At 70.8% G+C, this 19,670-nt stretch carries 25 protein-coding genes; all 25 read left to right on the top strand.

Annotation, left to right across the window (positions count from 1 at the left end):
* The first annotated feature begins 7 nt into the window (after window positions 1-7).
* Window positions 8-316 carry a hypothetical protein gene (locus PV734_RS26450; protein ID WP_319292281.1) on the top strand — a complete coding sequence of 103 codons (309 nt, stop codon included), beginning with the start codon at window positions 8-10 and terminating at the stop codon, window positions 314-316.
* Between the two features lie 57 nt (window positions 317-373).
* Complete coding sequence (locus PV734_RS26445) at window positions 374-829, top strand: DUF6238 family protein (RefSeq protein WP_046918699.1); 456 nt, start codon at window positions 374-376, stop codon at window positions 827-829.
* Between the two features lie 24 nt (window positions 830-853).
* A complete protein-coding gene (locus tag PV734_RS26440; RefSeq protein ID WP_319292277.1) occupies window positions 854-1,405 on the top strand; it encodes a hypothetical protein in 552 nt (183 codons plus the stop codon).
* Window positions 1,406-1,454: 49 nt separating this feature from the next.
* Window positions 1,455-2,972 (top strand): ATP-binding protein, encoded by a 1,518-nt coding sequence (locus PV734_RS26435; protein WP_319292273.1) that lies wholly within the window; start codon window positions 1,455-1,457, stop codon window positions 2,970-2,972.
* 1,097 nt (window positions 2,973-4,069) lie between these two features.
* On the top strand, window positions 4,070-4,555 hold the full coding sequence (locus tag PV734_RS26430) for a hypothetical protein (RefSeq protein WP_192781735.1): 486 nt from the start codon (window positions 4,070-4,072) through the stop codon (window positions 4,553-4,555).
* A 23-nt stretch (window positions 4,556-4,578) separates the two neighbouring features.
* Window positions 4,579-5,109, top strand: a complete 531-nt coding sequence (locus PV734_RS26425) for a hypothetical protein (RefSeq protein ID WP_319292269.1) — start codon at window positions 4,579-4,581, stop codon at window positions 5,107-5,109.
* A 43-nt stretch (window positions 5,110-5,152) separates the two neighbouring features.
* The gene (locus PV734_RS26420) at window positions 5,153-5,848 is read left to right on the top strand and encodes a hypothetical protein (protein WP_319292266.1); all 696 of its coding nucleotides are present in this window, start codon (window positions 5,153-5,155) and stop codon (window positions 5,846-5,848) included.
* Entirely contained in the window at window positions 5,845-6,390 is a 546-nt protein-coding gene (locus PV734_RS26415) for a hypothetical protein (protein ID WP_319292263.1), read from the top strand. Before PV734_RS26420 ends, PV734_RS26415 begins: the two co-directional genes overlap by 4 nt.
* 96 nt (window positions 6,391-6,486) lie before the next feature.
* A complete protein-coding gene (locus tag PV734_RS26410; RefSeq protein WP_319292260.1) occupies window positions 6,487-7,032 on the top strand; it encodes a hypothetical protein in 546 nt (181 codons plus the stop codon).
* A 52-nt stretch (window positions 7,033-7,084) separates the two neighbouring features.
* A complete protein-coding gene (locus PV734_RS26405; protein ID WP_319292545.1) occupies window positions 7,085-7,834 on the top strand; it encodes a glycosyltransferase in 750 nt (249 codons plus the stop codon).
* Window positions 7,834-8,361, top strand: a complete 528-nt coding sequence (locus tag PV734_RS26400) for a hypothetical protein (RefSeq protein WP_319292258.1) — start codon at window positions 7,834-7,836, stop codon at window positions 8,359-8,361. The genes PV734_RS26405 and PV734_RS26400 overlap by 1 nt, the downstream gene beginning before the upstream one ends.
* A 704-nt stretch (window positions 8,362-9,065) precedes the next feature.
* A complete protein-coding gene (locus tag PV734_RS26395; RefSeq protein ID WP_319292255.1) occupies window positions 9,066-9,557 on the top strand; it encodes a hypothetical protein in 492 nt (163 codons plus the stop codon).
* 455 nt (window positions 9,558-10,012) lie between these two features.
* Window positions 10,013-10,366 carry a hypothetical protein gene (locus tag PV734_RS26390; protein ID WP_046916649.1) on the top strand — a complete coding sequence of 118 codons (354 nt, stop codon included), beginning with the start codon at window positions 10,013-10,015 and terminating at the stop codon, window positions 10,364-10,366.
* A 1,175-nt stretch (window positions 10,367-11,541) separates the two neighbouring features.
* Entirely contained in the window at window positions 11,542-12,039 is a 498-nt protein-coding gene (locus PV734_RS26385; protein ID WP_319292252.1) for a hypothetical protein, read from the top strand.
* 105 nt (window positions 12,040-12,144) lie between these two features.
* Window positions 12,145-12,564, top strand: a complete 420-nt coding sequence (locus PV734_RS26380) for a hypothetical protein (RefSeq protein WP_319292249.1) — start codon at window positions 12,145-12,147, stop codon at window positions 12,562-12,564.
* On the top strand, window positions 12,561-13,343 hold the full coding sequence (locus PV734_RS26375; protein ID WP_319292246.1) for a hypothetical protein: 783 nt from the start codon (window positions 12,561-12,563) through the stop codon (window positions 13,341-13,343). Before PV734_RS26380 ends, PV734_RS26375 begins: the two co-directional genes overlap by 4 nt.
* 8 nt (window positions 13,344-13,351) lie before the next feature.
* Entirely contained in the window at window positions 13,352-14,233 is an 882-nt protein-coding gene (locus tag PV734_RS26370) for a relaxase/mobilization nuclease (protein ID WP_319292243.1), read from the top strand.
* Window positions 14,234-14,263: 30 nt separating this feature from the next.
* On the top strand, window positions 14,264-15,016 hold the full coding sequence (locus PV734_RS26365) for a hypothetical protein (RefSeq protein WP_319292239.1): 753 nt from the start codon (window positions 14,264-14,266) through the stop codon (window positions 15,014-15,016).
* Entirely contained in the window at window positions 15,013-15,672 is a 660-nt protein-coding gene (locus PV734_RS26360) for a hypothetical protein (protein ID WP_319292236.1), read from the top strand. The genes PV734_RS26365 and PV734_RS26360 overlap by 4 nt, the downstream gene beginning before the upstream one ends.
* Window positions 15,673-15,707: 35 nt before the next feature.
* On the top strand, window positions 15,708-16,103 hold the full coding sequence (locus PV734_RS26355) for a hypothetical protein (protein ID WP_319292233.1): 396 nt from the start codon (window positions 15,708-15,710) through the stop codon (window positions 16,101-16,103).
* 42 nt (window positions 16,104-16,145) lie between these two features.
* The gene (locus PV734_RS26350) at window positions 16,146-16,925 is read left to right on the top strand and encodes a DUF317 domain-containing protein (RefSeq protein ID WP_319292230.1); all 780 of its coding nucleotides are present in this window, start codon (window positions 16,146-16,148) and stop codon (window positions 16,923-16,925) included.
* 273 nt (window positions 16,926-17,198) lie between these two features.
* Entirely contained in the window at window positions 17,199-17,588 is a 390-nt protein-coding gene (locus PV734_RS26345) for a hypothetical protein (RefSeq protein WP_046919609.1), read from the top strand.
* A complete protein-coding gene (locus tag PV734_RS26340) occupies window positions 17,585-18,400 on the top strand; it encodes a DUF317 domain-containing protein (RefSeq protein ID WP_319292228.1) in 816 nt (271 codons plus the stop codon). Before PV734_RS26345 ends, PV734_RS26340 begins: the two co-directional genes overlap by 4 nt.
* A gap of 52 nt (window positions 18,401-18,452) precedes the next feature.
* On the top strand, window positions 18,453-18,824 hold the full coding sequence (locus tag PV734_RS26335; RefSeq protein WP_319292226.1) for a hypothetical protein: 372 nt from the start codon (window positions 18,453-18,455) through the stop codon (window positions 18,822-18,824).
* A gap of 84 nt (window positions 18,825-18,908) precedes the next feature.
* The coding region (locus PV734_RS26330; RefSeq protein WP_319292223.1) for a DUF317 domain-containing protein at window positions 18,909-19,670 on the top strand (762 nt) is incomplete at its 3' end.

The raw sequence follows: 19,670 nt of genomic DNA, 5'->3' as shown, positions 1-19,670 counted from the left end.
TGCGCCGATGACCCACGCCCTCGACCAGACCACCGCAGACACGGTGTTCGCCGCCGCCCGCACCGCCCGCTTCACCGCCACCAACCTCGGGCAGATGGCTACCGTGCCGGTCGACGGATACGACTACCGCGTCATCGTCACCCCGGCCTACCGGGCCTACACCGACTGCCGCGGAGGCTGGGGCGCCACCGAGTACACCTTCGCCAGCGCCACACCGGCCCAGGACCGGGCCATACGCACAGCTCTCGCCCTCCAAGCCGCCCCGGCCACGACGCCCCACAGCCGCCCGCACACTCCCCGTCGGTCGGCCCCCTGACCGACCGGGCTCCGCCACAACGTTGACCTCGCCCCGCTCAGGGCTGCAAGGAACCCCTTGACCACTCCCCGCACCATCGAGGCGCACCCCTACCTCCGCGCCGCTACCGCTGGCCTTCGCCACCACACCCGGGCCCACGCCGCCTCCGTCACGCCGGCCGACCGCCTGCATCTGGACACGCTGCACGCCCACCTCACCGCAGCCCACCACCTGCTCGACCAGCTCACCGACACCACCCGGCCCCCGCATCCGGCCGCCGGGCGTCATCTGGCCGCAGCCCACCTGCGCCTGTGGCAGGCCACCGCCGCCGTACACGACGCCTTCCACGCCGTCCCCGCCGAGGACGAAGGCACCGCCGCCGAGGAGTGCCAGCCCGAGCGTCTGCCGGACGGCCCGCTGGTGCTGACCATCTGCCAGCGGCACCTGGCGGCCTCCCACGCGATCCGCCGCAAGGCCACCCCCACCGACCTCAACGCCCCGCTGCACGGCCACACCACTACCTGCAGCAAGTAACACCCGCCGACGAAAGGGCATTGCATGCGCACGCTTCAGCGCGCCACTTCCACCACGATCGTCCTCGCCGCACTCGCCGCACTCGCCGGCAGCGTCGCTCTCGCGACCGCCTCCCCCGCCACCGCGGCCGACTACAAGTGCACCACCAGCAAGAAGAGCATCGATGACGCCGCGTACTCGGGGCCGTGGGCGGACAACTGGGACGTCACAGTCCGCCTGTGCGCGAAGCGTTCCGGCTCCACCGTCTACACCTACGCCAAGATCAGCTGGGACGGTCCGGTGTACGGGCAGGTCGACGACAGCACCATATTCGACGACGCCTACTTCAAGCTGCAGGTCAAGCGCTCGCAGTCCGGTACCGACCCGGTGAAGAAGTCGGCGAAGTACTACGGCATCGAGTCGCGGCTGGAGAACAGCGACTCCAACGCCAACTACAACAACAGCTACACCACACCCGTCCTCAGCTACACGATCGGCTCCGCTCGCGGCCTGGCCGACGGCGAACTGCACCTCGACTGGAACAGCGACGGCAAGGGCTACGGGAAGCACCTGTTCAGCGCCTCACCGACGGTCTGAGCCACATCCCCCCTGCTCGCAGACGCCGTCACGTGAAAGCCACTCCGCCATGACCCACCGGCCCGCGCGCCGAGCCCGCCGCGCCAGCGCCAGTCCCCTGTTCACCCCGCACAGCACCGACCGGGCCAGCCGCAAGGCCGCCCAGCGTCAACTCGCCGAAGCCGCCGCCAAGGCCCGCTCCGAGGCCGCCGCCCACCCGGACGGCCACGATGCTGTTTTCGAGACCGAGATGCCGCCACCGCTGTACCCACCCCGCGGCCGCCCCGGGCCCGGCTCCGCCCGCGGCGGACGGCTGAAACTGCCGCAACACCGCATGACCACCGCCACCGCATCCGGGGCGTACCCCTTCCTCGCCGAGGGCGGCCTGGGCGCCGAGGGCATCTACATCGGCCGTGACGTCCACGCCGAGGCGTCGTTCACGTTCGACCCGTTCTCCCTGTACGGGCGCCTCGAAGGGTTCACCAACCCCAACGTCCTGCTCGCCGGGGTGATCGGCCAGGGCAAGAGCGCGCTGGCCAAGTCCTTCGCGCTGCGGTCCATCGCCCACGGCTACCGCGTCTACGTGCCCTGCGATCCCAAGGGCGAATGGACCCCGGTCGCTGCCGCGCTCGGCGGCACTTCCATCGCGCTGGGCCCCGGCCTGCCCGGCAAGCTGAATCCTTTGGACGCCGCGCCGCGCCCGGCAGATGTACCGGAGGCCGACTGGGCGGGCGAGATCCGCAAACGCCGTCTGCTCCTGCTCGGCTCCCTCGCCCGTACCGTCCTGGGCCGTGACCTGCTGCCGATGGAGCACACCGCGCTGGACGTTTCCCTCGACGCGGTCGTCGCCCAGGCCGCCGCCACACGCCGCACCCCGCTCCTCGGGGACATCGCGACCACCCTCAACAACCCCGACCAACTCGACGCCGCCGCAGGTCTCATGTCCGGCAGGCTCGGTGAGGCCGCCCGCGACCTCGCCCACGCCATGCGCCGCCTGGTTCACGGCGACCTGGCCGGAATGTTCGATGCGCCCTCCACCGTGCGCTTCGACCCCACCTCGCCGATGCTGACCATCGACCTGTCCAGGCTCGGCGGCTCCGGCGACGACACAGCCCTCGTCCTCGCCATGACCTGCGCGAGCGCCTGGATGGAATCCGCTCTCACCGACCCCCACGGCGGACGGCGCTGGATCGTCTACGACGAAGCCTGGCGCCTGATGCGCCACCCCGGCCTCCTCCAACGCATGCAGTCTCAGTGGAAACTCTCCCGCGGCCTGGGCATCGCCAACCTCATGGTCATCCACCGGCTGTCCGACCTGCTGAGCGCCGGCGACGCAGGCTCCCAGGGCCGCGCCCTCGCCGAGGGTCTCCTGGCCGACTGCTCCACCCGCATCATCTACCGCCAGGAAACCGACCAACTCCACGCCGCAGCCGCCCTGCTGGGCCTGACCACCGTGGAAACCGAGGCGATCGCCCACCTCAACCGCGGACGCGGGCTCTGGCGCGTCGCCGGACGATCTTTCATCGTCCAACATCAGCTCCACCCGCACGAGCTGGCCCTGTTCGATACGGACGCCCGTATGCACTAAAACCCCAGCGGGTTCATGCATACCGACATCCCAGCCTTCAAGGGCTCTCGCGCGCCAACTCGGCGCCGCACACCCGAAAGTCCCTTCTACGGAAACCCTCGTTCCCAGCCCCACAACAGCGCCTGCCCCGGCAGTGCGGTCTGCCATACGTCGGCCGTCCCATGCCGCCGCGAGGCGAACCCAAGCCCCCACTGAGAAAGGAAGGCCGCCCTGCAGCACCCCGACTTCGAGCTGTACGACAACGTAGGCCGGACCGCCGACCAGATCCACGCCTACCACACACGCTCCGCCACCAAGGACGACCTGCGCCGCTGGGCCGATCGCGACGCGGAAGCCTTCCGCACGCAGCACGCCCTGCCGCCCGAGCCCTTCCCCACACCGGACCTGAGCCCGTTCCGCGAGGCTCTCAACGCGGCCGATACTCCGGCCGAGTTCAGCACCGTCCTCAACTCCCTGCTGGACGCGGTCGAGCCATTCCTCAACGAGGTCATCGAGCACCTGGCCGCCACGGCCCAGTGGAAGGGCCAAAACCGCGGAGCCGAACCCGAGTCACCGCCCTGGCTACTCCGCGGCGCCGCCAGCAGCATCGCTTCAGCGCTGGCCATGGCGACCGATGCGGATCTGAAGATCCTCCGCGCGCACTACGACCCGCCCCCGGACCGCGACGCGCTCCTGAAGCAGACCCGCACCGCTCCCGGCACACCCCCGGCACCGCCCAGACCGCAGCCCGGGTCGGGAGGACCACGGCGCTGACCGCCGACGGATCAACCACACGCCTCGGCACCTCAGGAACCCATGCCCACACCCCGCACCGACCTGTCCGCCTTCGCTTCCGCACTCGCCGAACGCCTGCCCGGCACCTGGACCAGCGAGTATCACAGCCACCCTGCGTACAAGGACCAGTTCCCCACCGTCGAACGGCTCTGGGACGCCGACCACGTCGACCACATCGTCAGCCAGTACGTCCTCGGCCATGACGCCGTCCTGAACGGCCCCCACGCACAGCAGCTCTACGTCACCGACCGACCCCTCTACCGCCACCAGTTCGTGGTGACCCCGCTGGAGCCCGAGGGCTTCAAAACCACCCGATCTCCCCGGTGCGTGAGCCGAACGGCATCGCCGTCTCCAACGATCCGGTCCGAGCCGCTGCCGCAGTCATCCGACGCGTGCTGCCCCGCTACCGGGCGGCCCTGGATGCTGTCCGCCACAACGCCCTCATCCAGCCCGAGCCGCCGCACCGCCAGCCCGCGCCCGAGGTCGCCCAGACCCTCACGCTGGTCTGGTACCCGGACGGTGTGGTGGGAGCACCGTACGACTCGGTGCCTGAAGAGGCGCGCATGACGCTGTTCGGTTGCCGCTTCCAGTACAGCCCGCACGAGTTCGCCTTCGTGTTGCCGGCCTCCTACAGTCCCAAGGAGCGCGCCCTGCTGGTCCAGTTCGCCACCCAGCGGCTCACGCTCCAGGGCATCGGGGTCAACTTCCGCCGCGCCGCTCCCCTCCCGCCTCCCGCTCCGGCATCAGCAGCCGCGACCAAGGCACTGCCGACGGTGTCCGCAGCTTCAAAGTCCGCCACCCTGCGGTAGAACCCGGGCCCCATTTCAAGGAGTTGCCGCTGTCCGATCCCGACCAGCGGATGCTGCTGCACGACGTGGCCGACCGGCTCAACACTGTGGCCGATCACCTTCCGCTCCCCGACCAGATCCGCCCGGATCCTGCGCTGAGCGAGATCCTGGACGATGAAGTCCGCCATCTGGCCCGCCTGCTGGGATTCCTGGCCGGGGAGAGCGCCTTCCGTCACCGGGCCGCCGCCCGCTACCCGGCCCGGACCACGGCCACGGTGCGCCACACGACCCTCGCGCTCGCGAGCGCCGCCGAACCCACCGGGCTCGCGCTCGCCGCCCTCGGCGCCGCCGTCCACCACCTCGGCCATCTCGCCGACCTCACCCGCCAGGCCCCCGGCCCCGCCCGCGACCGAGCGGTCACCGCCGCGCACCAAGGGCTCGTGGACCACCTCGGCAACAGTCGCATCCACCTCGCCCGCGCCGCGAAGCACTTGCGTGCTGCAGCCGACACTCGCACGGCACCGGCCGCGACCACCGTGCCCTCGGCCACCGCTACCCCATCCCGTTCTCGCTGATCCCCGCGGCCACCCCGACTACCCACCAGATGAGGAACCGCCCTTGCACATAACCGAGTTCACCCGAGCGCTCGCCGACCGTCTGCCCGGCTGGCAGCCCTCCTCGACCGCGGTACCCATCGCCACCGACCCGGCCAGCGACCGGATCTGGGACAGCGGCCCGCTGCCGTACGCCGCGTTCGAAACGGACGGCGTCCAGCGAAGCGTGCTTACACACCACTGGGGCCTGCAGCTGTACGTCATGCCCCGCCCCTACCGCCCAGCCGAGTACCTGGGGCTGCCGATGCTGCCCGCCAACACCAGCCACCAGCACGTCCAGGGCCTCAGAGCCCCGCGCGGCATCGCCGTCCCCGCCGACCCCGTCCGCGCCGCGGCCCGGCTGCACCGCCGGCTGCTGACCGACTACCGCCTTTCGTCGGCCACCCCGATCCGGCGCAGCAGCCCCGGCCACCTCCAGGTCCACGTCACCCTCGACGCCCAACAGCGTCCGCGGATCCGCACCGGCTACGTCGGCGCCGTCAGCGAGCTGCTCGCCCGCGGTGGGTTCCTGCTCGACCTTGCCACCGGCGAATGCCACCTCCCGGACGCCTTCACCCCCGAGGCGGCCCGACGCCAGATGGCCATCAGCGTGCACCGCCTGCGCCTCCAGGGCTTCCACATCACCATCCCCTCCCCCGACGGCCCGCGCTCTTACCCGCCCCTTGCACGCGTCGCGCCGCGCAGGGGGCAGCAGCGATGAGCCCGACCAACGACGACTTCGTCCACGCCCGCCTGACCACCTGGCAGCACCACATCGAGGAGACCGCCGCCGGCCTGGTCCCGCCTCAGACCGGCAGCGCGCAGGCTGCGCTCGTGCCTGTGCTGGACCAGCTGGTCGCCGTGTACAACCTGGCAGGCGGTCTCGTCGCCGACCTACGCCAGTGCGCCGACAGCACCCTCGCCACGAGTGACGCAGGACGCGCGTACCTGTCCCAGCTGGCCACCGCGCTCGCGCAGAGCAACCGTGCCGCGACCCACCTGAGTACGGCCGTGATCGGTCTCGCCGACGCCCACCGACTCGCGCCCCGCCCCGGCACCGCCGCTCCGGTGGAGAGCCAGCTGGGTGTCACGCTCGGCCACGCAGCCGCGCTGCGCAGCCTTAAACGGGCACTTGAGGCGGTCACCACCCCAGTCGCTGACGCTCAACCAGGCACAGGGCCTGCCCCCGCGCCCGCTGTCGGCGAGCAGCACCGCCGGGCCCCCGACGGCCCAGGCGCCCATCCCGTACGCCGACGCCCCTGACGCACGGGCGTCACCCCCCACCATCCGAACGATCTTGGAGAACTTCTGGCCACCCGTTCCTTCATCGCCCGCCCCACCGACACCGGGTACGCCGGGGTGTACGTCCACTGGGACGGCTACCCCAGCCATCACCTCCCCCTCCTGCTCGGCGCCTACCAGTACCGCTTCGGCGCTGACCTCGATGCCCTGTGCCGCCACCTGATCAACGAGGCGCCCGAGGGCTGGTCCCAGCTGGGCACCGACCTGCTCGAAAGTACTCCCGAACCCCTGCGCGCCGAACTCGTCGGCAGCGACGAACACCCCAGCAGGAAGCTCGACAACGTCCACGTCATCACCGTCGGCGCAGCCGAGCCAGAGCCATGGACCGTCACCGAGAAGTCCCACGGGGGCCTGGACTGGGGGTACGTCCTGCACCCGCACCACGGCATCGAAGTGATCCCCCTCGACGCGGAACACCGCGGTCCCGTCGTGGCCTGGAACACCGACCCACGGGCTCGGTTCAGCAACGGCACCTACCGCTGGCGCCCCGGCCACCCGATCCCGGCCACCGTGCCGCCCCGGTCCACCGCCCCCAGCACATCCGCCACCGCGCCCGCCCCAACGTCGTCGGCCGCCACGCCTCGCACCGCGCCCCGCCGCTGACCCCTTCTCGCCCCCTGCCGCGGAGAACCTCCTGCCCTCCCCCACCACCAAAATCACCGTCGTCATCGCCACCCGGCTCCAGCCCGACCGGCTCGGCTACCTGACCGCCCTGCATGAAAGCCTCACCAGGCAGAGCGTGTCCTGGGAGGCGGTCATCGCACTCGATGGCGCCAACCCCTCGAGTCTGCCGGAGCCCCTCGCCGACGACCCGCGCGTCCGCGTCGTCGTGCTGCCCCGGCCGGTCGGGGCAGCCTGCGCCCGCAACCTCGCCCTGGGCGACGTGCGCACCGAGTACGTCAACTGGGCGGACGACGATGACGAGTTCACCGACGACGCAATGGCCGTACGGCTGCGCACGCTGGAGACGACCGGCGTGGGCTGGTGCGCGGGATACAGCCAGGACCTGTATCCGGACGGAACGACATCCTTGTGGCGGTGCCCGACGCCGCCCGGCTGGCACGCGGCCGGCAACGTGTGGACGTACTGGAAGAACCCTGAGGACACGATCCCGATCGGGCCGACCACGATCCTCGCGCGCACCGATCTCGTACGCGCTGCCCCGATGGGCGGGCTCGTCCAGGGCGAGGACTACATGGCCGCGATCGGCGTTACCTGCCTCGCACCGGGCATCATGCTGCCCGTCCCGGTCTACCGGTACCGCAAACACCCAGGTCAGATGACCCGCCAGGACTCCTACGACGTCCTGGAGGCGCGGGCTCGGCGGCATGCGTGGCATTACGGACGCAGTCTGCGAGCCGCCCTCTCCACCCGGGAGACGAGCGATGCAGCCGGGGCGGTCTGATGTCTTCCTCCGTCACCCCGACCACCCTCGATTACCTGGCCCGGCGTCTGGACGAACTGGCCGCCCAATTCCCCACCAATCCCGAGGCCGTCGACCTGGTCACGCTCACCGACGACATCGCCATGCTGACCCACCATCTGCAGCACGCCACCGAACGCGCGCAGGAACGGTTCACCGCACCACTGACGGTCCATCCGCCCGAACGCGTCACCTTGGTCCAGCTCACCAGAGCCACCGCGGGCATCGCGAAAGCTCTGGACACGCTCGCCGAGGCCCTGACGTACGCCACGACCGGCTTCCAGCGCGAGGCGGTGGAAGACCTCGCCCGCTCCCCTCTGCGCAACGACCCCCAGGTCCTGCGGATCATGACGGCAGAGAAATACGTCGCGGCCCGCGCCCGCCTGCGCCACACCGCCGCCGCCCTGCGTGCGACGTCCCCACGGACCGCGCGGTCCACGCCGCGAACGGCCAGCCTGCAGACCCAGCCACCTGCCGTCCCGCAGCCACGGCAGTCGAGTCGCCCCTGAGCTCACCGAAAGACCCGAGATGCCCCCAAACTCTCCTGCCGAGATCACGCTCGCCTACAGCCGCGCCGCCGGCCTGGTCGCCATCGCCCACGGCGAGCAGTACCGGTGGGCGCACACCGCTCTGGAACACGCCGGATTCACCAAACGGGACGACGGCACTTACAGCACACCCGGCCCGGACATCCGAGCCGCCGCAGCGAAGCTGCTGCCTCTCGCCCACCGCCACCGCACCACCGTGGACGTCAGCCCTCGTCCGTTCCTCGGCGACATCGCCGACCGGATCGCTGTACTACTGCCCGGGACGTGGACCGCCCAGGTCGAGATCTACAGCCATCCCGTCTGGCAGGGGGACCTGCTGCCCTGGCTGTGGGACCGTGGTGAATTCGTCCGGGCGGTGGAGAACCAGCGGGTGCCGTACGCGGCGAAGCTCACCAGCGACATGGGCGTCGAGCTATTGCTCGCCGAATGCGGCTCAGATCCCCAACTGGGCTATCCGGTCGGGGCACTCTCCTCCCACCAGGAGTTCGACAACAGCTACAACAACCCCTACGCCCCCTCCAGCATCGTCCTCCCCCCCACGGCCGGACCCTGCGGCCAAGGCCATCACGGACACGTTCCTTCCCTCATACCACCGGGCCCTGCACGCCCGGCGCCTGGGCGCCGTCGTCTCAGCGCTCGACCAACTGCGCGACGAGTACGACGCCGTGACGGCGATCTGGGAATCCGGCCGCTCCAGCGACGGCACCAGTCTCACCGGTCACGACATGGTGGAGGTGAACAGGACCTTCGCCGAGTACGCCTGGCGCATCTTCCGAGCCGTCCTCACTCACGCACCCGGCCTGCTGCAGCAGTGCGGTGCCGCGGTCGCGGACCGTTCCGCCGACGCCGACACCGTGGCCCAGCTGAGCGAGGCGCTTGCCTCCAGCCAGGCCGCACTCAATGCCTGGCGGCGCAGCCAGAACCCCGCCGCCGCCCAGCCTTCCGCCCGCCTGCTGCCGCCGGTCCAGGTCCGCACACGGCTCGGGCTCGAGGCAGTGCCGGCCATCGAGACCTGGCTCGCCGCGCGTGATGCGTTCGTGCGCATCGCGCATTCCGCCGTGCCCGCCAGCCCCGCGCAACCGGCCATCGGTGAAACCACCTCGGCGGGAAAACCGGGCCCGCCCGCCCACTCCCATCGGCCATCTCCACGCCGCTGACCAGAAGAAAGGCTCCATCCTCTGTCCGACCACTTCCGCTTCCACACCCACCCCGAGCACGGCTACGTCGCCACAGCCACCCCCCAGATCCCAGCCCACCTGGCCGACTGGTTTCTTACCCACGAGCAGTTCGAGCCGGTCCCCGACACCCCGGGCCTGTACCGGCTCACCGCCCCTGAGCACGACGGACAGCGACGCGCCCGCCAGGTCGTGCACGATCTGCGCAGCCTCGGCTACCAGGTACGGGCCGAGTCCGCACTCGAACACACTCCCGCCCCGGGCACACCCCAGCCAGCCGCCCGCAACGAACGCACCGGACGACGCTCGCAGATCGCGCAGGCCGCCGCTGTACGCCCCTCCCGCATCACCGCCCTGGCCACCGCCGCGCCGGCAGCACCGCCAAAGGCGGCCAGAACCGCCCAGCCGGGCTCTGGGCACGGACGAGGCAGGCGAGCATGACCGAGCCGATCCGCATCACCCGCGGCGAAGGCGGCGAGGTCGAAGTCGAAGGACGCTACGACGCGTTCGCCGCGAGCATCCTGGCCCACGCTGGTTTCGAGACCTACCCGACGCTGCGCGGGCAGTGGGTCCGACTCCCCTTCGACCTCGGACGCGCATGGGAAAACGACCGCGCGTCCTGGGCCGCCGCTATGCTCACCGCCGCCCGGTACACCGTCGGCCTCGACCCCGACCTGCGCAGTTCGCCGCCGGATACTCCTGCTGCGCCGCCGGAGCCACGTCGCGCGATGACGGCGATGACGGCGATGACGGCCCAGCCTCCTCCATCCACTGCCCCGCGACGGTCCTGAACGCTCATGGTCGCGGAACGCACTGGCGCGCCGAAAACACGGTGGAGCGTGTGTCCCACCCCAGCTCCGGATGCGGTCGTTTTTGAGCAGGTCAGGGACGGGAGCCTCGCGCCTGGACGGAATTGAATGCCCGTCACTCGAATGGGTGCTCACCACTCCACAGCCGCGCCGGGCGCCGCGAGCCGCCCCGGTCACCCGGCCATCGGCCGGACCTGCGGACATCCGCAGTACCTCTCGCTCACGGCCGTGGGAAGTGACGCAGCCTCACCCGAGAAAGCACCGGCGACAAACATGACGCCGTCACACATTTGGGCGGCCAGGGCAAAAAGGCCAGCCTGCCTCCCCATCATTTGACACCCGACAAATCAAAGTTCAGGGCGATGATTTAGATTTCACATCGACCATTTTGGTGATGCGGCGAAAAATGTCGGGGACGCATTTCCACTTCGGTAAAAACACTTCGGTGGTAGAGTCTTAAGCGTCATCCACAATGACGGCGGGGCCTGCCCGGCCTCCAACCAGTACAGACCCCGCCAGGGTTTGACGTGGATGCCACGTAGGGGCCCTTCGCGTACGGCGGGCCCCTACGTGGACACCCTGGCTAGGGCAGCCAGGACTTGACCAGTTGCGCGATGCGCACAGTGATCAGCCCGAGTTGCACCATCAGGACACCAGTCCTCAAGCGTCGAAGCCAGCGCGCCCGCAGGCGACGCCAACTCCTCGGCCGCTTGACCGGCCCTTCATTGTCCAGGGTCACGTCTATCACCCCCTTCCGAATCTCGCTGGAAAAGGGCTTTGCGGGGATCAACTTACCACCCCGAAGGGTGCTCGACTCGCCGCTGAAACGCGCGACCTCTGACCACTCTGTGGGCGATTGAGTAAATTAGTGAATGGCCCCCGCCTCCCCCCAACGGCGATATCAATACCAGCTTTAGACCGGACCCGCAGGTCATCCCCTGTTTCCTGCAAGCCTTAAGAGTCATTCACCGATCCGGATGACCCTGATCCGGTTTCGGCACCCCCTCGACATATGGCGCAGGTCACATTGCCTGCCCTCGGCCTGAGCACCTCGGACCCGCGCGGCCTCGTCACACCTCTGCTGCGCCCAGCGCCGTTCGTCACGGCCGACTGCACCACGTGCTCTGACCCGATTCCCCACAACTATTTGGAGTTCTATGACCGTCCGTACGACGTGGCCTGTTCAGCACAGCTGCGGTCACGAGATCACGCACGACCTCTCCGGCCGCCCGGCCGATCAGCGCGCCGGTTTCGCCCGCTGGCTCGCCTCGAAGGACTGCATCGCCTGCTGGCAGGCGGCACGCGACGCCGACACCGCCGGCAAGGAGGAATGGCTCGCCGCCCGGCGCGCCGAAGAACAGCAGGCCGCCGCCGACTGGGCCGAGCAGTTCGAGATGCCGCCGCTGGAGGGTGCCGAACGCGCCCTCGGCTGGGGCGAGCGCTCCCGCCACCAGCTCGCCACCCGCGCCTACACCGCTCTGGTCACCGAGGGCACCTGGGACGAGGCGGACTGGACGGTGCTGGAAGAGAAGATCCGCGCCGTCACACGGGCCGGATGGTGGATCGACCAGCGGGCTGCCGAGGGCGCCGATCTGCCCGAACTCCTGGATGCCGCCACCGAGAACGACCGCGGCACCGAGAACCCGTACCGGTAGCCGTCCCGCGCGTATACCGGACGATCCCCGGTTAGCGAAACCGGGGATCCTCCGGAGCATTGAGCCTCCCACCGCCACCCCGCACTGCTCGTGGAAGGACTCTCCGTGCCCGACGTCACCCGTCCTCCGTACGTTCCAGGTGACACCCTGACGCCCCAACGCGACATCACCCACCAGCATTTTCGGCCCGGCGACCGGGTCGTCGTCCTCAAGGGCGTCTCCGGCGACCGGTTGTGGGGCGACGAATTCAAGGTGGTCACGCCGTCCTGGCACACACCCACCGACGAGGACGGCTGGCGCCTGTACGACCCGCACGGCGGTCAGCGCTCCTTCGTCACCGCCCACCCCCGCTACCTCGTCCACCTTGGCCGCACCTGCCCGGACTGCATGATCTACCAGCGTGCCCTGGGCGACTTCCTGCTCCCGCAGTTCGGCGGCCAGCGGCAGATCACCGACTGCGGCTGGTACACCTTCACCCGCCTCAACCAGCTCGTGCACATCAACGATGCCCGGGGCGGCCGATGACGCTCCCCGTCCGCCGCCCCGGACGCGCCCTCGCCCTGCTGCGTGTCGGCAGCCGCGCGACCATGGAGTCCGCCGACGTCCTGTGGCCCGCCCAGCTCGCCGCCGACCTGCGGGAACTCGACGCCACCTGGCAAGAGTCCGCCCAGGTCTGCACGGATGCCGCGTGGGCGGCCAGGGCCGCCGGACGCAGCGTGCTCGGCTTGCTGCGCCCCGAACAGATCCGCGCGCCCGGGCCCGACCCGATCACGGACCGCGCCTTTCGGCATCTGTACCTCAGTGGGCTGCGCTTCGACTTCCGCTGCCCCACCCTTCAGTCGCTCGTCGATCAGCTAGAGCCCGCGGTCCGCGAAAGCATGGACTGCTGCAGCCGCGCGCTGTACGCCTTCGCGCTGCTGGGCCAGTCCCGGCCCGAAGGTCTGGCCCTGATTGACGACGTCCTGGTCGAGGCCGGTGATCATCCCAAGACGCTGCAGGTGCTGCTCCACGGCCTGTGGCTCGGCCACCAGCTGCCCGGGCGCGCGCAGCGGATGCTGGAGATCGCCGCCCGGCCGCCGTTCGCCTCGCGCACCGACCCGATCGTGCTCTTCCGCGAGTCCGGCGCCCTGCGGCAACTTGGCCGACACGAGGAGGTGTTGGAGGCGATCGACCGCGCGCTGGATCTGCTGCCGCCCGGCGATGTGTCCGTGCACGCCGATCTGGTCCGCGAGCGGTCCCTGATCACCGCGAGCCAGGACCTCCACGAACTCGCCGGACGCGCGCCTGCGGGAGGCAGCAGGTGATCGTGCGCGTGGCGCCCCGCAGCGACGACGCCGGCGAGGAACTCGGTGAGGCCCTGGGCCGTCCCGTCTGCATCCATGAAGGGCTGACCGAGCACACCGTGGTCGCCCACTGGCCGGGCCTCGCTGACTACCTCGACCCGGACGGTCTCGACGGAGCCCGTGTCTGGAAGTCCGACGAGTGGGCCGGGCACCTTCACGACACGTACCGGATGTGGCCCGCCACCACGGATCCGCACGGCAGCCGGGATGCCATCTGGCACGCGGGGGTGCGTCTGCACCCCGACGACCGGGTACTCACCGGGGCCGAGTGGGCGGAGATCGCCCACCGGCTCGCCCGCACCGCGGACATCGCCGTCCCCGGCGACGAACGAGGCTGTCGCTGGATCGCCGTCCAGGCCCAGCCCGGGCGCCTCGACTTGCTCGCCAGCCTCATCCGCGAGGACGGCACCTGGCAGAAACAGCCGCACGACCTCATCCGGAAGCTGGCGGCCGAAACGCGCCGCATCGAATCCGATCTCCGCCTCATCCCCCCGAAGCCCCCCGCCCCCACACGGTCCGCAGCAGCGCGCACACCTTCCCCGCCGCCCGCCGCCCCCACGGCCGCCGTCCAGTTCTCGGCGCTGCTGAAGCAGCTGAGCGACGAGAGTGACGGACCGCTGGCGGCGGTGCGCAGCGTCGTCGAGCACACCGCGCACCGTCTCGCCCGGCCGGACGGTTCGGCTCAACTCGACCCGGCCCGGCATCGCCTGGAGTGGATCGCCCGCCGACTGCACGGCATCCAGCAAGACCTCGACAGCACCGCAGCACAGCTGGCCGCCGCACCGCGCCGTCCGGTTCCCTCACCCGCGCCGGCCGTTCACCGCCCGCCAGCCGCTGCCCGCCGCATGTGACCCACCACCCCCGCTCTTCCGAGGAGACTTTTGCCCGCCCCTGACGACTCCCTCGCCTCCTTCGCCGCCGTCCTCGCCGGCGAACTGCCCGGCCAGTGGAGCCACCACTACCACCCGCCCCTCGGCGCCAACACCGGCCACGACGATGTCACCGCCGAGGTGTGGGACATGGACCAGGTGGCCGCTGCCGTGGCCGAGCACACCGTCGACCACTGCGCGGTCCTGACCCGCACCGACGACGGCACCCGGCTGTTCGTCATGGACCGCAAGGGCCAGGACGACGTCTTCCTCATCGCCGCCATGGCCCCCAACGGCCTGCCCGTCGAGGCGTTCCGTGGTGTCCGCGAGCCGGACGGCATCGCCGTCGATGCCAACCCCTTCCGCGCCGCCAAGCACGTCCGGCTGCGTCTGCTGCCCCACTACGACGCGGCCCTGGCACAGGTACGGGACAACGCCTCCCGCCTCGACACAGCCCAGGCCGACGCTCAGCGTGTCGTGATGACCTGGTCGGGCGAGGACCTCGTGGTCGCCAAGCCCGAGCGGGCCGACATCGCCCAGATCCTGACCGGCGCCGGCTTCGCCTTCGACGCGGACCGGAACGTGTTCGTGCTGTCCGACGGTGACTCGTTCCGCGTGGCCGCGTCCGTCCGCGCGGCCGGTGACCGCCTGTCCGAACTTGGCGTCGGCGTCCTGCTGTCCCGCTCATCCGGCCGGCCCGCGCCGGACACCGCGCTGGCCCAGCCGCCCGCCGCACCGGCTCCGGCCGCGCACCGAAGTCGGTGACGAACCAGGCGCCCGGCGACGAGCCGGTGTTCTTCGTCCATACCTACGTGACCATCACGCGGGATCCCCGAACCCAGCTCGTCGTCGCGATCGGCGGCGACGACCGTGCGGCCAGCATCCTCCAGAGAGGCGGCGGTTTCCTCGACGCCCCTGGCCCGCGCGGCCCATACCACCGCCAGCCCCACTCTCTGCCCGCCGAGGAACGGCGTCGCGGTGCCACCGCTGCGGCCCTGGCCCTGTTGCAGGCCGGATACAGCGTCCACCTCGACCCCGACCTCAACACCCTGAGCACGCGGGACGAGGGCCGGCAGGCCACCCACCGATACCTGGACCTACTCGCCGAACGCGCCCGCAACCCCAGCGACGGCCACGAACTGGCCGCCATCCTCACTGAGATCGTCGCCCCTGGCGACGGCGTGCTGCTTCGCCTGCGCGACATCCTGGTGTCCCTCTGGGCGAGTTGGGACGACCGCCTTCCCGACGCCGGACACCCTGCGGCCCCCGCCGAGCAGCTGATCGACACAGTCAACGGCCTGGCCCGCCACACCCAGCGGCTCGAAGACATCCGCAACCAGGCCGCTCGCATTCCGGCATCCGCTCCATCCCCCAGCGCCACGGCCAAGCCCGTCCCCGCCACGCCCGGCCGGGGCCGCTGACCGCCCCTCCCTTCCGACATAGGAGCACCCACCCGATGGGCAACCGTGCCGACGACGAAGGCACCGACGTCGAGATCTACCGCAAGCCCTTGACCGACACCGTCCACGCCGACACCCCCACCGGCGCCCCGGAACAGCTCCTCGCCCTGCTCGACCGGATCGGCTTCGAACGCAAGACCGTCTCGCCCGCAGGAATCGCGGGCCCGACCTACGTCTGGCACGAGGCCCCGGGCCACCTCAGCGAGGACGAGAAGAAGAGGTTGGCCACCCGCGCCGTCCCCCCACTGCTCACGGCCGGATACGTCGTCCACATCCCCGACTATCTCTTCGACCAAGCCGCCTACCGCAGCGCCGCGGAGGAACTCCGCACCCAGCGAGCGGCACCGGCTGCCCTCGCGGCGACTGCCCGGCCCCGCCGTACGCGTGGCTGAATCACCCTGCCCTTGGCCCGTCTGTAAGGAGTCCACGCCCCGGTGCCCCAGTGTCCGCCGCATGCCGTCCCGTATGTCCTGGCCGCGCCCGGCTACCTCGCCGGCGGCGGCGACTGGGAACACCTGACCGAGCTGCTGCTGTACGGCCACGGCTGGCGCAACGTGTCCACGATCGACCAGCACACCGCCCTGGCCAGCCCCGACGGACGCCTCCATGTCGTCCTCAACCGCCGCGCGGACTGGACCTGGACCCTGCACGAAACCAGCCCGCACGGGCAGGACTGGGCAGCCCTTCTTGGCGCGCACATCCCCGTCGAGTACCTCACCGCCATGGTCGACGCCATGCTCCAGCCGCCGTCCACTGGCCACCCGACGGTCCTCGACCCGTTGCACGCGGCAGGCTGGACCGAGCAGGCCGCCGGTCCCGGGGCCTCGGCCGTGTCACCGGACGGCCTGGTCCACTTCACCGCAGAAGACCCCGCTCACCCCGGCGCGCCGAGACCGTGGCGCGCCGCCTGCACCGTCAACGGGTACCGCTGGTGGACAGCCGCCTTCAGCACCCGCACCCCGCCCGGCATCGTCACTGCGTTCACCCGCAGCCTCGCCCGCGACGATCCGCTGGCGCGAATGGCCATCGGAACACCGCTGTACGGCTGCGGGCCCTACACCCGTCTCACCCCGACACCACACACTCATGTGGACGAGCAGGCGCTACTCAAGGCCCGGATCGCCGACGTTCGCAACCGCCGCGTCACCGGATCGAGCCCCGCCACACCGCCGCCGAACCCCATCGGACGCACGCCAGCCACCCGCGCGCGGTGAGCCGCACGCCCTCGCGGCCTCGACGTGCACCGCACCACCCCGTTCAGGAGCTTTCCGTACCCCGCACATCCCCTCGCCCCACACCGCCGCCGATCACCGCCGAGCGCCGGCCTCGTCTGGCCGTCTTCCTCTTCCGCCGCTACCTGCGCGCCTGCATCGTGCGCCACCCCGGCCACGTCAGCCCGCTGGCCGGAGGCCGGCCGGAAGCCACGCTGGATGAATCCCGCCGCCTCAGCCACCACACCTGACCCCCGCCCTGTCGCCAGGAGGCCCGTGACCGACCCGTCCCTCGACCCCGTCCCCTTCGCCCGCGCCATCGCCGCCCAGATCGGCCAGCTCAGCCAGTACCTCGCCCAGGCACCGCCGCGTGAGGCCGCCCACATCCTCGCCACCGTCCTCGACCGCGACGTCGGCATCCTCGGCCACGTCACCCACCTGATGGAAACCGGCTCCCGGTTCGCCAAACACACCTCCGAACTGGGCATCCTCCCGCCCGAGGTCTGGCTCGCCGTCGGCCGTGCCGCCAATGAACTCCACAGCGTCGGTGGGGACTTGGACGAGCACACCGACGTGCTCGACGCCCTCGCCTCCACCGTGGCCCCGGCCCCCTCGACCACGCCGAAGCCGGTCCCCTCCGCCATGGTCGTCCGGAGGCGCCGATGAGACGAAACCAGTGGGCCAGCTGGGGTGGCCGGCGCTCCGGGGGCGAGCAGGCCGAGCAGCACTACCTCATCGAACCCCGCCATCTCGCCGGCGGCGGCAACCTCGGGCACGTCACCGAGTTCCTGCGCGCCTCCGGCTGGAAGGACGCCTCCCGCTCCGGCGGCTCCGTCGTCTTCGACAGCCCCGACCGCACCGTCCGCATCGGATACGCCCCACACACCCAGCCCGGCGGCTGGACCATCTCCGGCCACGCCACCGGTACAGCGCCGGCGTGGCACGCGACGCTCGGGCGGCGGACTCCGGTGGAGATCGTGGCCGGCGTCACCGACGCCCTCACCCAGCCCCGCGCCGCGCACGCGCCCAACACCTGGACACCGCTGGAGCAGCAGGGCTGGACGAGCGAGCGCGGCGAGGACCAGTCGTACGAGGCGGTCCACCCCGACAACAACAGTTGGCTTCGGTACTGCCAGAACGAGCGCGGTCAGGCGGTGTGGTGGGCCGGTGCCCGTACCGAGCACGGCCAGGTCTGGGACGCCGTGTTCACCCCGACCACGCCACTGCACCTCATCGAGGCATTCGCCACAACGCTGGCCGACCCGCAGCCGGTGATGCGTCCACGCGGCCACGTCCCTCCCACCAGCCGGGTCCGCACGACGTCCGTGTCGGTCCTGCCCTCCCAGCTCACCGCCTGGCAGCAGGCCCGTGTCGCCGCCGCCCGCGCCGCGACCTGGGCCCGCTTCGCCACCACCCACCCGCGAAACCATCGCCGCGCAGCAGGCCCTCACGCCACGGCCGCGGGCCAACGCCGCTGACCACCAGCAGCCTCACCCCACCCACAAGTGAGACCCCTTTGCGAGGAGGTTCATGACTGCCCCGACCTGCGACGACACCCTGACGGCCGAAGATATACACAGGGCTGTTCACCGCCTGTGCCAGCTCACCGCCCATCTGCGCACCAGCCCCCACCCGGCCGAAGCCGCCGTGCTGCTAGGCCCGCTCCTCGACGCCGACCACGGCCTCATCACACGGCTGGCTCTGCCCCTCCGCGAAGTCTCCCGGCTCCTGGCCCAGCACGCCGCTGTCCCCTGGGACCGGACGGCCGCCAGCCTGGTAGGCGAGTACTTCGACGCCGCCGACGCCGTGGACCAGCTGCGCCAACCCCTGCACAACGCACTGCGCGCGCTGGAGCCCCGTACGGGACACGGTCAAGGAAGTGGGAGCGGCGTATGCCAGTGACCGAGCGGCAGTTGGCCAGCTTCAGACGCGACCACGAGTCGACGATCCTTCATTCCACCAGCCCCCGGCACCTCGCAGGTCCCGGTGACGCCCGCCACGTCACCCACGCCCTGCTCGCCGCCGGCTGGACCATCACCTCCGACCCTGCTTCCCCCGAGACTGAGGTCACCAGCCCCGACCTGCAGGCCCGGCTGCAAGCCGCACCCCAGTTTCAACCCGTCCGGCACCTGGTGGCGCATCACCGTCAACCCGCCCAACTCCCATAGTTGGTATGCCTCGTTCACCCAGCAGGTCCCGGCCGAGATCCTGGCCGGACTCACCGACACGCTCCTCACTCCTGCCCCTGCGGACCCGCCCGATCCGTGGGACCTCTTCCGCACAGCGGGCTGGAGCGTCACCCAGAGCGAGAACGGAACCGGCTTCGAGGCCCGCTCGCTCGACCGGCGGGCGGTCGTTGAATACAGCCGCCCCTACGACGACGAGATCTCCTCCTCGTTCTCCTGGCGGATCCGCACCCGGGAGTACCCCGCCGACGCCGCCGAGTCCGCTTTCGACGGTCGCCCGGTCTGGAGCGGCTGGCTCGACGGACACGCCCCCGCGCAGGCCATCGCCGGTTTCGTCGCCGCCTTGACCAGCGCTGAACCGCTGCTGCGCGGCTGGGGCCGGCACAACTGGCACCACGACGTCCAGCACGAGCGAACCAGCCGGACCGGCACGGATGTCGCCGACGCTCACCAGCAGCGCCTTAGACCGTGTCCTACATGGTCAGTTGACAGTTGTCCTGGGCATGGGGAGTGGACGGTGGGGATGGATCGTTCCGGACGGACTGTGGGAATTAGCGAGGCC

The sequence above is a fragment of the Streptomyces sp. AK08-02 genome (genome assembly GCF_033795085.1).
Lineage (GTDB): Bacteria > Actinomycetota > Actinomycetes > Streptomycetales > Streptomycetaceae > Streptomyces > Streptomyces echiniscabiei.
The sequence above is the reverse complement of the archived record's forward strand: the minus strand, read 5'-3'. Positions and strand labels throughout refer to the sequence as shown.